The 12200-nt window shown below is 70.6% G+C and carries 12 protein-coding genes; 8 read left to right on the top strand and 4 right to left on the bottom strand.

The window, feature by feature from the left end; genetic code table 11:
* Positions 1-37: 37 nt before the first annotated feature.
* On the bottom strand, positions 38-622 hold the full coding sequence (locus OHA77_RS24240) for a YceI family protein (protein ID WP_406311784.1): 585 nt from the start codon (positions 620-622) through the stop codon (positions 38-40).
* Positions 623-762: 140 nt separating this feature from the next.
* Here OHA77_RS24240 and OHA77_RS24235 point away from each other — a divergent pair, with 140 nt between their 5' ends.
* Positions 763-1152: a helix-turn-helix domain-containing protein gene (locus OHA77_RS24235; protein WP_326825934.1), complete on the top strand. Its 390-nt coding sequence runs from the start codon at positions 763-765 to the stop codon at positions 1150-1152.
* 10 nt (positions 1153-1162) lie between these two features.
* Here OHA77_RS24235 and OHA77_RS24230 read toward each other — a convergent pair whose 3' ends face one another.
* Positions 1163-1411, bottom strand: a complete 249-nt coding sequence (locus OHA77_RS24230) for a hypothetical protein (RefSeq protein WP_326825935.1) — start codon at positions 1409-1411, stop codon at positions 1163-1165.
* Positions 1412-1625: 214 nt separating this feature from the next.
* On the opposite strand from OHA77_RS24230, the gene OHA77_RS24225 reads away from it, so the two are divergent.
* From OHA77_RS24225 to OHA77_RS24215, 3 genes are read left to right on the top strand one after another with little or no spacing between them, the layout of a single operon-like run.
* Positions 1626-2264, top strand: coding sequence for a TetR/AcrR family transcriptional regulator (locus OHA77_RS24225; RefSeq protein WP_406311783.1), 639 nt, complete (start codon positions 1626-1628; stop codon positions 2262-2264).
* Positions 2258-3991 carry an ABC transporter ATP-binding protein gene (locus tag OHA77_RS24220; protein WP_406311782.1) on the top strand — a complete coding sequence of 578 codons (1734 nt, stop codon included), beginning with the start codon at positions 2258-2260 and terminating at the stop codon, positions 3989-3991. Before OHA77_RS24225 ends, OHA77_RS24220 begins: the two co-directional genes overlap by 7 nt.
* On the top strand, positions 3988-5982 hold the full coding sequence (locus OHA77_RS24215; protein WP_406311781.1) for an ABC transporter ATP-binding protein: 1995 nt from the start codon (positions 3988-3990) through the stop codon (positions 5980-5982). The genes OHA77_RS24220 and OHA77_RS24215 overlap by 4 nt, the downstream gene beginning before the upstream one ends.
* A 114-nt stretch (positions 5983-6096) precedes the next feature.
* Here the strand turns inward: OHA77_RS24215 and OHA77_RS24210 are convergent, their stop codons facing one another.
* Positions 6097-7038 carry a GNAT family N-acetyltransferase gene (locus tag OHA77_RS24210; RefSeq protein WP_406311780.1) on the bottom strand — a complete coding sequence of 314 codons (942 nt, stop codon included), beginning with the start codon at positions 7036-7038 and terminating at the stop codon, positions 6097-6099.
* Between the two features lie 339 nt (positions 7039-7377).
* On the opposite strand from OHA77_RS24210, the gene OHA77_RS24205 reads away from it, so the two are divergent.
* Genes OHA77_RS24205 through OHA77_RS24195 form a run of 3 tightly spaced genes read left to right on the top strand, consistent with a single transcriptional unit; the run spans position 7378 to position 10740 of the window.
* Positions 7378-8928 (top strand): carboxylesterase/lipase family protein, encoded by a 1551-nt coding sequence (locus tag OHA77_RS24205; protein ID WP_406311779.1) that lies wholly within the window; start codon positions 7378-7380, stop codon positions 8926-8928.
* A 10-nt stretch (positions 8929-8938) separates the two neighbouring features.
* Complete coding sequence (locus tag OHA77_RS24200) at positions 8939-10138, top strand: sensor histidine kinase (RefSeq protein ID WP_406311778.1); 1200 nt, start codon at positions 8939-8941, stop codon at positions 10136-10138.
* Positions 10135-10740, top strand: coding sequence for a response regulator (locus OHA77_RS24195; protein WP_406311777.1), 606 nt, complete (start codon positions 10135-10137; stop codon positions 10738-10740). Before OHA77_RS24200 ends, OHA77_RS24195 begins: the two co-directional genes overlap by 4 nt.
* Before the next feature lie 128 nt (positions 10741-10868).
* On the opposite strand, the gene OHA77_RS24190 is transcribed toward OHA77_RS24195, so the two are convergent.
* Positions 10869-11750: an NAD(P)-dependent oxidoreductase gene (locus OHA77_RS24190; protein WP_406311776.1), complete on the bottom strand. Its 882-nt coding sequence runs from the start codon at positions 11748-11750 to the stop codon at positions 10869-10871.
* Positions 11751-11846: 96 nt separating this feature from the next.
* Between OHA77_RS24190 and OHA77_RS24185 the strand changes: the two genes are divergently transcribed.
* Complete coding sequence (locus OHA77_RS24185) at positions 11847-12200, top strand: helix-turn-helix domain-containing protein (protein WP_326825944.1); 354 nt, start codon at positions 11847-11849, stop codon at positions 12198-12200.

Raw genomic sequence — 12200 nt, 5'->3', positions numbered from 1 at the left:
GGCCGGCGTTCCCGCTCGCAGGAATGATCCGGCGCTGCTACGAGGCGGCGCGGTCCTGGAGGACCGCCTGGATCTCGATGACGATCTGGACCTTCTCACTCAGGGCCATGCCGCCTCCGGGGATGGGGCCGTTGTAGGTGACGCCGAAGTCCATGCGGTTGATCTCGCCGGTGGCCGTGAACCCGGCACGGGCACCGGCGAAGGGATCGGCGGCGTAGGGGTCGGGACCGAACCCGTTGACCTCCAGCTTCAGCGGGACCGGACGGGTCACCCCCTTGAGGGTGAGCTCGCCGTCGAGCAGGAAGCCGTCACCGTCGGGGCGGATGCCGCCGGAGGTGTAGGTCATGGTCGGGTACGTATCGGTCTCGAAGAAGTCGGCGGCGCGCAGGTGTTCGTCCCGCTGCGCGTTGCCGGTGTCGACCGAGGCCAGGTCGACGGTCGCGGTCACGCGGGACTCCAGCGGGTCCGCCGCGGTGACGATCCGGCCCTCGAACGCGCCGAACCGCCCGTACACCTTAGTGATCATGAGGTGCCTGACGACGAAGCTCACCTCGGAGTGGATCGGATCGATGCTCCACGTCCCGGCGACATAGCCGGGAACCTCGACAACACTGGCCGTCATCGTGTCTCCTTTGGTTACGTAAGGTAAGTCGGTTCCCCTTCATCAACTGGTTCTGAAGAGGAACCACCCTTATCCTGGGGATCCTTCTCCGAAGAGCACAAGAAGGCACTTTCACCTCATTCGGTTACCTGGAGAGAACCATGGACGTCAGGGCCCCCTTCGAGCACACCCCGGCGAACTGCCGCGCCCGCGAGGTCCTGGACCGCATCGGGGACAAGTGGTCGCTGCATGTGATCTCACAGCTCAGCGACCGCACCAAGCGGTTCACCGAGCTCAGGCGCGACATCGACGGCATCAGCCAGCGCATGCTGACCGTCACCCTGCGCGGGCTGGAGCGCGACGGCATCGTCTCCCGGACCATGTATCCGGTCATGCCTCCCCACGTCGAGTACGCGCTCACCCCCCTGGGGAGCACGCTGCTCGACACCGCCGGCGCCTTCATCTCCTGGGCCGAGAAGCACGTCGACGAGATCGAGGCGACCCGCGCCCGTTACGACGCCCGCGTCCAGAAGTTCCACGAGCCCGGGTGAGAGGCGGCCCTCAGTCCCCCAGATCCCGGGCGACGTTGTCGAGCCGGTCCACCAGCAGGTCGAGCTGCTGGTCGGTGACCGGGCCGCCGGTGACGAAGTCCACCAGCTCCTGGCGGCGTGCGACGACGAGCGGCCGGTGATCGTCGTCGATCTCCTCGCCCCTCAGGATCAGGCACTCGCCGCGGACGAACACCAGGGCGGCGTCCGGATCCGGCGATTCCAGCAGCCTCCGGACGCACGCCCGGTCGATGAGCGCCATGGAGGCACCTCCCCTTGTCCCTGCGGCCTCTGTCCCTGCGGCGATCATGCCCCGGGCCCGCACTGTTCTAACGACCGCGCAGGTCAAGCCGGGTAGCGGTTATGACAGGCGGTCCGGCCTCACCGCGCTGCCCGGAGACCTCCGGCTCCGACGGCGGGTCATGCCTCCTTATATGAGTGAGTGAGGACTCACTCACTCATATAAGGTGATCCGCGTGATCTCCACCTCCCCGCGTGCGTCACCCCTTCCGCCCGACGAACGGCGGGCCGCGCTCATCGCCTCCACCCTGTCGCTGGTCCTCGCCCACGGCACCGACGTGAGCACCCGGCAGATCGCACAGGCGGCCGGCGTGGCAGAGGGGACGATCTTCAGAGTCTTCGCCACCAAGGACGAGCTCGTGGGCGCGGCCGTGACCAGCGCCTTCGACGCCACCCAGCTCCTCGCGGAGCTGACGGCCGTCGACCGCGACGCTCCGCTGGAGGACCGGCTGGTGGCGGTCGTCAAGATCCTGCAGCGCCATACGGCACGTATCTTCCGGCTGTTGGACGCGCTGGGGATGAAGAAACCCGTGGAGACCGGCCGCCACCGGAAGGCCCGGGCCGACCAGACCGCCATGATCCGGCAGGCGATCGCCGGGCTGCTCCGGCCCGACCACGACCTGCTGCGATGCGAGCCCTACGAGACCGCGCGCCGCCTGCACCTACTAACCGTCGCCGGCTGCCACCCCCGGCTCGTCGAGGAGGATCCGCTGCCCCCCGAGGAGATCGTCTCCACCCTGTTGGACGGAATCCGCCTGCGCCCCGGAAACGACGCGCCCCACCCCGGCGCGTCAGAGGGAGAACCCCCATGCTGAGCCGCCTGCTCCGCACCTATCTACGGCCCTACTCCTCGGCGCTGACCGCCGTGGTGGCGCTGCAACTGGTCGGCACCATGGCCTCGCTGTACCTGCCCAGCCTGAACGCCGACATCATCGACCAGGGCGTCGCCACCGGCGACACCGGCTACATCCTGACCACCGGCGGCTGGATGCTGGCCGTCTCCCTCGTGCAGATCGCCTGCTCCATCACGGCGGTCTACTACGGCTCCCGCGCGGCGATGGGGTTCGGCCGGGACGTCCGTGCCGCCGTCTTCCACCAGGTGGGCGGTTTCTCCGCCAGGGAGGTCGCCCAGTTCGGGGCGCCCTCACTGATCACCCGCAGCACCAACGACGTGCAGCAGGTCCAGATGCTCGTGGTGATGACCTGCACGATGCTGGTCGCCGCGCCGATCATGTGCGTCGGCGGCATCATCATGGCGCTGCGCGAGGACGTCGGCCTGTCCTGGCTCATGCTGGTCTGCGTCCCAGCCCTGCTGATCTCCATCGGCCTGATCATCTCCCGGATGGTCCCGCAGTTCCGTGCCATGCAGACCCGGATCGACACGGTCAACCAGGTGCTGCGCGAACAGCTCTCCGGGATCCGCGTCGTGCGCGCCTTCAGCCGCGAACGCGAGGAGACCACCCGGTTCGCCGGGGCGAACGACGCGCTGACCGCGACGGCGCTCCGCGTCGGGCGGCTGACCTCGCTCATCTTCCCCGTCGTGATGCTGATCTTGAACGCCTCCAGCATCGCCGTACTCTGGTTCGGCGCCGGCCGAATCGACAGCGGCGACATGCGGATCGGCGCCCTCACCGCCTTCCTCATGTATCTGATGCAGATCCTGACCTCGATGATGATGGCCACCTTCATCTCGATGATGATCCCGCGCGCCGCGGTCTGCGCCGAGCGCATCGGCGAGGTGCTGGACACGGAGTCGTCGGTGCGCCCGCCCGACGATCCCGTACGGCAGGTGCGCGCCCACGCCGAACTGGAGCTGCGCGACGTCGAGTTCCGCTATCCGGGTGCGGCGGCACCGGTGCTGTCCGGCATCTCCTTCCGTGCCGTCGCGGGGCAGACCACCGCGATCATCGGCAGCACCGGGTCGGGCAAGACGACGCTGGTCTCCCTGGTGCCCCGGCTGTTCGACGCCACCTCCGGCACCGTGTCGGTCGACGGCGTCGACGTCCGCGACCTCGATCCCCAGATGCTCTGGACCCGCATCGGCCTGGTGCCGCAGAAGCCGTACCTGTTCACCGGCACCGTCGCCGGCAACCTGCGCTACGGCAACCCGGACGCCACCGACGAGGAGCTGTGGGAGGCGCTGGACGTCGCCCAGGCCCGCGACTTCGTCGAGGCCATGCCCGAGGGCCTGAACGCTCCCATCGCCCAGGGCGGCACGAACGTGTCCGGTGGGCAGCGGCAACGCCTCTCGATCGCCCGGGCGCTGGTCAGCAAGCCCGAGATCTACCTGTTCGACGACTCCTTCTCGGCGCTCGACCTGACCACCGACGCCCGGCTGCGCGCCGCCCTGCGCCCGCACACCGCCCAGGCCGCCGTCGTCATCGTCGGCCAGCGGATCTCCACCGTCGCCGACGCCGACCAGATCATCGTCCTGGACGACGGCGTGATCGTCGGCAGGGGCACCCATGACGAACTGCTGGATTCCTGCCCGACATACCTCGAGATCGTCGAGTCCCAGATGACCGTGGAGAGTGCGGCATGAGCGAGCGGCCCGTGACCACCGCACAACCGCGACCGCCCGCGGGCGGCAGGGGCTTCGGACGGGGTCCCATGGCGGGAGCCGGGATGCCCGCGGAGAAGTCGATGAACTTCGGACCGTCCACGAGACGGCTGCTGCGGCGGCTGAGTCCCCAGCGCACGAAGCTTGTCGTGGTGATCGGCCTCGCCGTGATCAGCGTGGTACTCGCCGTCATCGGGCCGAAGATCCTCGGCCGGGCGACGGACCTGATCTTCAGCGGCGTGATCGGCAGGCAGCTGCCCGCCGGGACGACCACCGAGCAGGCGGTCGCGGCCGCCCGCGCGGCGGGCAACGACAACTTCGCCGCGCTGCTCGCGCGGATGGACGTCGTCCCCGGCCAGGGGATCGACTTCGCCGCGCTGGGCACCATCCTGCTGTGGGTCCTGGGACTCTACGTCGCGGCGTCGGTCTTCAGCTGGCTGCAGGGCTACCTGCTCAACGACGTGGTGCAGCAGACCGTCTTCCGGCTCCGGTCGGACGTCGAGGACAAGCTGAACCGGCTCCCCCTGCGGTTCTTCGACGGCCAGCCCCGTGGCGAGCTGCTCAGCCGGGTCACCAACGACATCGACAACGTCTCGCAGACCCTTCAGCAGACGATGAGCCAGCTGCTGACCTCGCTGCTGACCGTGATCGGCGTGCTGGCGATGATGTTCGTGATCTCGCCGCTGCTCGCCCTGATCGCCCTGGTGACCATCCCGCTGTCGATGGTCGTCACCGGGCAGGTCGCGAAACGCTCGCAGAAGCTGTTCGTCGCGCAGTGGGCCGGCACCGGCGCCCTGAACGCCCACATCGAGGAGGCCTTCACCGGCCACGAGCTGGTGAAGGTGTTCGGACGGCAGCCGGAGGTCGAGAAGGTCTTCCAGGACCGGAACGAGGAGCTGTTCAAGGCCAGCTTCGGCGCCCAGTTCATCTCCGGGATCATCATGCCGACGATGATGTTCATCGGGAACCTCAACTACGTCGCCATCGCCGTCGTCGGCGGCCTGCGGGTCGCCACCGGGTCGATGAGCCTGGGTGACGTCCAGGCGTTCATCCAGTACTCCCGGCAGTTCACCCAGCCGCTGACGCAGGTCGCCTCGATGGCCAACCTGCTGCAGTCGGGGGTGGCGTCGGCCGAACGGGTCTTCGAGCTGCTGGACGCCACCGAGCAGGACCCCGATCCCGCCGACCCGGTGCTGCCCACCGCCCGGCGGGGACGCGTCGAGTTCGAGCACGTCTCCTTCAGCTACACCCCCGAGCAGCCCCTCATCGAGGACCTGTCGCTGGTGGCCGACCCCGGGCACACGATCGCCATCGTCGGCCCGACCGGCGCGGGGAAGACCACCCTGGTCAACCTGATCATGCGCTTCTACGAGCTGGACGCCGGCCGGATCACCCTCGACGGCGTCGACATCACCGCGATGAGCCGCAAGGACCTGCGCTCGCACATCGGCATGGTGCTCCAGGACACCTGGCTGTTCGGCGGCACCATCCGCGAGAACATCGCCTACGGCAACCCGCAGGCCACCGAGGAGCAGATCCAGGCCGCCGCACGGGCCACCCACGTCGACCGGTTCGTCCGCACCCTGCCCGACGGCTACGACACCGTGATCGACGACGAGGGCGGCAACGTCAGCGCCGGGGAGAAGCAGCTGCTGACCATCGCCCGTGCCTTCCTCGCCAACCCGTCCCTGCTCATCCTCGACGAGGCCACCAGCTCGGTCGACACCCGGACCGAGGTCCTGGTGCAGCACGCGATGGCCGCGCTGCGGACCGACCGCACCAGCTTCGTCATCGCCCACCGGCTGTCCACCATCCGCGACGCGGACCTCATCCTGGTGATGGAGGCAGGCAGCATCGTCGAGCACGGCACCCACGACGAGCTGCTCGCCGCCCGGGGCGCCTACCACCGGCTGTACTCCGCGCAGTTCAGCGGAGCCCTGGTGCCGGAGGACGACGAGGCCACCGTGGGCTGAACCCCGCCTGCCGTACGGCGCCGCGCGGTGCCGTACGGCAGCGGGAGTGCGGCTTCCGGGGGCGGGCGGGATGGCTTCCCGCGCTCCCCAGGCGGCCGAGCCCGCCGCGGGTCGTCAGCCGGACGGCTCCGAGAACAGCATCCGTACCTGGGTGTTGCGGTAGCCGGCCCGCGCGAAGGCCGCCGCCATCGGCGCGTTGGCCATGTCGGTGGTGGCCGTGATCAGCTCCGCGTCGTTCCCGGCGTGGATGCGGGTGATCTCGGCGAGCAGGTCGTCGACGTGGCCGCGGCCGCGCAGCTCCGAAACCACGCCGAGGTAGCCGACGTTGGGACTGTACGGCGTCGCCGACGGGATCGCGAGCCCCGCGACCGCCCCATCGGAGGTGTGCGCGATCCGCCACCACTCGCGCTTGCCGGGACAGCCGAGATAGAAGTCCATCTCGTGGCGGGCCGTGGCCTCGGCGCCCTTCACCGCGAGGTTCCTGCGGGTCTCGGCGTCCAGACTGCCTTCGGCGATCCGGCGGAACACCTGAAGGAACGCCTCATCCGACGCCTCGGTGAAAGTGAGCCGGCCGGAGGAGGCCGGCACGCCGAGGTCGGGCGTCCACTCGAAGCGCAGCCGCTCCACCTCTTCGGTCAGCCCGGCCGCCAGCGCGGCCTGACGCCGCCAGGCCAGGGCCGCCGACACCGCCGCGTCGGCGCGCCAGCCGTTGGACAGCGTCAGGTTGTACAGCGGAGGCGTGCGCGCGCCCTGCGCACGGAAGGCCCGCAGGCCCGCGGTGAGCAGCCCGGCGGCCACGGCGACCTGGTCGGAGACCGACGCGTCGACGTACAGGCAGTCCAGCGCCACCGGATGCTCGCTGCCCGACTGGCCCCACCACAGCGCGCGGGCCACCACCCGGTCACCGTCCTCGGCGATCCAGGTCCACTCCGGCCGGTACATCCGCTCGGCCAACTCCGCGAGATAACGGTCGGCGGGAATCCAGCTGATGGGTTCGTCGACCGTACAGGCGACCACCCGGTCGAGATCGGCCTCCGTCGTGGGACGGAACAGCACGCTCCCTCCCGCGGACGGCGGAACGGCCGGTGAAGCGGTCCGGGGATCATCGGGAAAGGGTGCTGGCATGGGACGAATTGTCACATAAGTTACGAAACGCCGACAACGAAAGAATCGACATGGTTCGGAGGAGGACGACCGGACGCGAGCCTGAGCGTGCTCCGGGGCCGGCCGCTGACCAGCTTGGCGGCGCTTGCTGGTGGCGCTGCCGTGACCTGGACATGCACGCGACGCGAGACGACGCCGTCCGTGCCTCCCGGCCGGACCGGGACTTCCGTACCGGGTGATCCCGGATCGACGGACCTTCCGGCCCTGCGGGGGAACCGGCAGCGTGGAGGCATGCGAATCCTTCATGCGACAGTCGCGGCGGCCGTGCTGCTCACGGGCTGTGCCGCGGGGCTCCGGCCGGAGCCCGTGACCGCCGGGACCGGCCCCGACCCCGCGGTCGTCAGGACCGACACGGGGGCCGTGCGCGGCACGGTGACCGACCGGCACCGTCTCTTCCAGGGGATCCCCTACGCCACCGCGGGCCGCTGGGAGACTCCCGTGCCCGCACGGAACCGGACCGGCGTCAAGGACGCCACCAAGCCGGGCGCGATGTGCCCCCAGGTCGGTTCCGTCTACGCCCCGATCTCCAGCACGGACGAGGACTGCCTGTTCCTCAACGTCACCACCCCGCGCGCACCGGGGAGGGACCGCCCGGTCATGGTGTGGATCCACGGCGACGGGGCGGTCGGCGCGGGCCACTTCTCCGACGCGCGCAAGCTCGCCTCGCGGGGCGTGGTGGTCGTCACGATCAACTACCGGCTCGGCGTGTTCAGCGGGTTCGGGTACCCGGGCCTGAAGGACTCCGGGACGTACGGCCTGCAGGACCAGCAGGAGGCGTTGCGCTGGGTGCGGCGCAACGCGGCGGCCTTCGGCGGCGACCCGTCGAACGTCACGGCGTTCGGCGTCTCCTTCGGCGCTCTCGCCATCGGCGGCCAGCTCACCTCCCCCGGTGCGAAGGGGCTGTTTCGGCGGGTGGCCATGCAGAGCGGCGAGACGATGATGGACATGCCGGCGAACAGCATCGTCCCTGGCGCGCCGGCCGCCCCGACGTTCGCCTGGCGGAGCATCGAGGAGGCCCAGGCGGTGGGCCGGGCGTACGCCGAACGGCTCGGCTGCGACGACCTGGCGTGCCTGCGCGCGCTGCCCGTGCGGAAGATCCTCGCGATACCGCAGATCATGAACGTCTTCCAGGCGTACGCCTACGGCAACGGGGTGCTCCCCGAGCTGCCCTCGAAGGCGATCCGCGAGGGACGCTTCCACCGGGTGCCCGTGCTGGCGGGCGCGACGCGCGACGAGCACCGGATCTTCGTCGGGATGAACTACGACGTGCAAGGCAGGCCGGTCACAGCCGAGCAGTACGGCACGTTGATCAAGGAGGCGTTCGGCGACGACGCCGGACGGGTGGCGCGCGAGTATCCGCTCGCCTCCTACGCCTCTCCCAGCCAGGCGTGGGCGGCCGTGATGACGGACCGGCTGTGGGCGAGAGGCACCCACGAGCAGAACACCCTGCTGGCCAGGCATGCCCCCGTCTACGGCTACGAGTTCGCCGACCGCAAGGCGCCGATGTTCCTGCCGCTGGAGGCGGACTTCGACTGGGGCGCCTTCCACGCCGGCGACCTGCCGTACCTCTTCCCGGAGAAGGAGGCGCCGCTGAGCCCCGCCCAGCGGCGACTGTCGGACCAGATGGTCGGCTACTGGACGAACTTCGCCCGCACCGGTTCACCCAACGGCTCGGGCCTGCCCGCGTGGCCGCGGCTCTCCGGGGGCACCCAGTCGCTCGCCCCGGACGCGGTGCGGCCGATCGACTACGCCGCCGGGCACCGGCTGAGTTTCTGGAAGTAACGTGATGCCCGTGAAGAAGGTCTGGCAGCCGGGACCGGCGGCGTTCTCCTTCTGGATAGCGCTGGTCTACTTCCCCGCCCACGACCTGGTCAGGCGGCCGAGCTGGCCCGACGTCCTCGGCCTCGCCGTGGTCGTCGCCGCCTACCTGCTGACCGTCCGGGCCGCCTTCACCGGGCGGCCCCGGGCGGCGGTCCTGCTCCTGACGGTCCTGGCCGTGGCGACCTTCGCCCTGTGCGCGGCCTCCGGCGGCAAGTGGCTCTACCTGTGCCCGGTGCTCTCCATCGCCTGCGGGGTCGTGCTGCGCGGCCGGGTCCTGTCCCTGACCCTCGCGGTGGTGACGCTCACCTCGATGGTCATCACCTACTGGCGGGCCGGCGGCGAGGACGTCACCGCCGCCGTCGCCGCCGTCTCCTGGGGCACCTTCACGGCGGGGGTCGTCGTCTACGTCACGCTCAAGCTCTTCGCCACCATCGCGGAGCTGCACGAGACCCGGCAGGAACTGGCCAGGGCCGCGGTCGCCGAGGAGCGGCTGCGTTTCTCCCGGGACCTGCACGACCTGCTGGGTCACACGCTCTCGCTGATGGTGGTGAAGGCGGAGGCGGTGCGCAGGCTCATCCCCCGCGACGCGGAGGCCGCGGCGGCTCAGGCCGGCGACATCCAGACGATCGGCCGCGAGGCGCTGACCGAGGTCCGCGCCGCCGTGGCGGGCTACCGCGGGCGCGGCTTCGCCGACGAGCTGGCCGCCGCCCGGGTGGCCCTGGAAGACGCGGGGGTGCGCGCCGTCGTCACGCTCGACGAGGTACGGCCGGCGCCGGACGCCGACGAGCTGCTCGGCTGGGCCGTACGCGAGGGCGTGACGAACGTGGTCCGCCATGCGCGGGCCACCCGCTGCCAGATCACACTGACCGGCCGGAAGGAGGAGATCGTGCTGGAGATCGGCAACGACGGCGTCACCGGACGGGGGCCCCGACCCGCTGACCGGGAACACGGGTCCGACGGCGTCACCGGACGGGGACACCGGCCCGCTGAGCGGGGACACGGGTCCGACGGCTCCGCTGAACAGCAGAGGCAGCGCGGCCTCGCCGGGCGGGAGAACCGGGGGCACGGGCTCGCCGGACTCGCCGAGCGCGCGGCCGCGGCGGGCGCCAGGTTCGAGGCGGGGGCGCTGCCCGGGGGCCGGTTCGCGCTGACGATGGCGGTGCCACGATGATCCGGATCATGATCGCCGAAGATCAGGGGATGATGCGTGACGCGCTCGCGCTGCTGCTCGGCCTTGAGGACGACCTTGAGATCGTCGCCCAGGTCGGCCGCGGGGACGAGATCGTCGCGGCCGCGCTGGCGGCGCGGCCCGACGTCGCGCTGCTCGACATCGAACTGCCCGGCCACAGCGGTCTCGACGTCACCGGCGAGCTCCGGGCGGCGCTGCCGGGCTGCGTGGTGCTGATCCTCACCACGTTCGCCCGTCCCGGCTACCTGCGCAGGGCGATGGAGGCGGGCGCGGCCGGATTCCTGGTCAAGGACGGCCCCGTGGACGAGCTGGCCACCGCGATCCGCAGAGCCGTCGGAGGAGAGCGGATCGTCGACCCGGCGCTGGCCGCCGCCGCGCTGAACGCGGGCCCGAGCCCGCTGACCGGCCGCGAGCGCGACGTGCTCGCCGCGGCACTCGACGGCGCCACCATCGCCGACCTCGCCGCGCGCCTGCACCTGTCGGAGAGCACGGTGCGCAACCACCTGTCCTCGGCGATCGGCAAGACGCACACCCGCAACCGGATAGAGGCCGCCCAGCTCGCCCGGCACAACGGATGGCTGTGACCGTCCCGCGGACATCCGCGGGACGCCAGCACACACGGCCGAGGGGCCGGGCGGAACGGCTTGGGTTCCGCGGGACGCCGGCACACACAGCCGAGGGGCGGAGCGGCCTGGGTTCCGCGGGACGCCCTTCAGCGGACGAGCAGGTCGATCACGCCCGTGGTCCCCTCCTCGCCGTGGCCGGCCGCGAGGCGGCGCTCCATCAGGGCCATGAACGGGGTCAGCAGCTCGGCACTGACCCCTTGCTCCTCGGCCGTGCGCAGCAGGGTCGAGTTGCCCTCGACCATCATGGCGAGATTGGAGACCACGCCCTCGGTGTAGTCACCGCTCGTCAGGTGGCCGGCGGTCCCGTACGCGTAGGGGGCCATGGCGGTGAGCCAGTCGACGAGCAGAGGGGCGAAGTCCGCCGGCACGACGTCCTCCTTGCGGATCAATGCGAAGGCGTGGGAGACCCCGGCGAACATCCCGGTCATCGCACTCAGCAGCGCCACGTCGTGGAGGGCGGCGAAGCCGGGATCCGCACCGACGTACCTGGTGCCGGCCGGTACGGCCAGCGCGCCGCGGTGGGCGTCGAAGAGGGCGCGGGATCCGCTGTAGAAGACGTAGCCGCCGGATTCCGGGGTGCCGATCATCGGCGGGACCGCCATGATCCCGCCGTCCAGGAAGCGGGCGCCGCGCTCCTCGGCCCACTTGGCGCGGGCACGGGCCTGCGCGGGGGTGCCGGTGGTGAGGTTGACCAGGTCCTTGCCCGTCAGATCGACGTCGGCGAGGACCTCGCCGACCGAGGCGTCGTCGAGCAGGCAGACCACGACAAGTCCGCCGGCGGCCACCGCGGCGGCGGCCGTTTCGGCGGTCTTCGCGCCCTCGGCGGCGAGCGGCTCGGCCCGGCCGGCGCTGCGGTTCCAAACGGTCAGCGGCTGCCCGGCGACGAGCCATGCGCGGGCGAGCGCGGTACCCATGTCGCCGAGCCCGAGAAGGGCGATCTCAGATTTGTCGAAGGCGTCGTGTTCCATGACGATTAGTCTGGTTATCGGCCTAGGAAGGATCAATTACGCACTTTGAAGTGGGTGATTACCCTGGGGTAAGCGAGCAGGTGAGAGGGGTGGGCCATGGCGGCCGTGCGGAGGCCGGGAGCATATGTCTGCGGAATCGACGCGGCGATGGACGTCATCGGCGGCAAGTGGAAGGTGCTGATCCTCTGGGCGCTCAACGAACGGGCGTGCCGCTTCGGCGAGCTGCGCAGGCTGTTGCCGGGGGTGACCGAGAAGGTGCTCGCGTCCCACCTGCGGGAGCTGGAGACGGACGGCATCGTGCATCGCGAGGCGTACGACGAGCTGCCACCCCGCGTCGAATACTCGCTGACCTCGCTCGGCGTCGCGCTCAACGAAGCGCTGGAACCGCTCGGCCGATGGGGACGGGAAAACATACTCGGCGCGGAGAACGCTCACCACGTCCCGCACTAG

Source organism: Streptosporangium sp. NBC_01639 (genome assembly GCF_045209755.1).
In the GTDB taxonomy this organism is placed as follows: Bacteria; Actinomycetota; Actinomycetes; order Streptosporangiales; family Streptosporangiaceae; genus Streptosporangium.
Note: the sequence above shows the minus strand (reverse complement) of the source record. Positions and strands in the feature narration are given on the sequence as shown.

Bases quoted from the DNA above. Each gene is read 5' to 3' on its own strand.
- OHA77_RS24240 (WP_406311784.1), bottom strand. From the start codon at position 622: ATGACGGCCAGTGTTGTCGAGGTTCCCGGCTATGTCGCCGGGACGTGG.
- OHA77_RS24235 (WP_326825934.1), top strand. From the start codon at position 763: ATGGACGTCAGGGCCCCCTTCGAGCACACCCCGGCGAACTGCCGCGCC.
- OHA77_RS24230 (WP_326825935.1), bottom strand. From the start codon at position 1,411: ATGGCGCTCATCGACCGGGCGTGCGTCCGGAGGCTGCTGGAATCGCCG.
- OHA77_RS24220 (WP_406311782.1), top strand. From the start codon at position 2,258: ATGCTGAGCCGCCTGCTCCGCACCTATCTACGGCCCTACTCCTCGGCG.
- OHA77_RS24215 (WP_406311781.1), top strand. From the start codon at position 3,988: ATGAGCGAGCGGCCCGTGACCACCGCACAACCGCGACCGCCCGCGGGC.
- OHA77_RS24205 (WP_406311779.1), top strand. From the start codon at position 7,378: ATGCGAATCCTTCATGCGACAGTCGCGGCGGCCGTGCTGCTCACGGGC.
- OHA77_RS24195 (WP_406311777.1), top strand. From the start codon at position 10,135: ATGATCCGGATCATGATCGCCGAAGATCAGGGGATGATGCGTGACGCG.
- OHA77_RS24190 (WP_406311776.1), bottom strand. From the start codon at position 11,750: ATGGAACACGACGCCTTCGACAAATCTGAGATCGCCCTTCTCGGGCTC.
- OHA77_RS24185 (WP_326825944.1), top strand. From the start codon at position 11,847: ATGGCGGCCGTGCGGAGGCCGGGAGCATATGTCTGCGGAATCGACGCG.